Source organism: Roseivirga ehrenbergii, from assembly GCF_001593005.1.
Taxonomy (GTDB): domain Bacteria; phylum Bacteroidota; class Bacteroidia; order Cytophagales; family Cyclobacteriaceae; genus Roseivirga; species Roseivirga ehrenbergii.
In genome coordinates, this window is sequence record NZ_LQZQ01000048.1 from 1 (window position 1) to 205 (window position 205).

General features: G+C 35.1%; 1 protein-coding gene. It reads left to right on the forward strand.

Annotated elements, in window-relative coordinates:
- Nucleotides 1-6: 6 nt before the first annotated feature.
- The coding region (locus MB14_RS19055) for an STAS domain-containing protein (protein ID WP_511476801.1) at nt 7-205 on the forward strand (199 nt) is incomplete at its 3' end.

Genomic DNA, 205 nt, shown 5'->3' on the forward strand with positions numbered 1-205 from the left:
CCCATCATGGACCATGTCGCCGTATTTCCAATCATTGGAGAACTTGATGAAATGCGCTCTGAAATTATTATTGAAGAAACACTTAAACAGTCAAGCAACCTTGACATTGAGTGGTTAATTATTGATTTATCTGGTGTATACGATGTGGATGATTTATTTATCCAGTCCTTTAATCGATTACTAGAATCATTAAAGATTCTTGGAG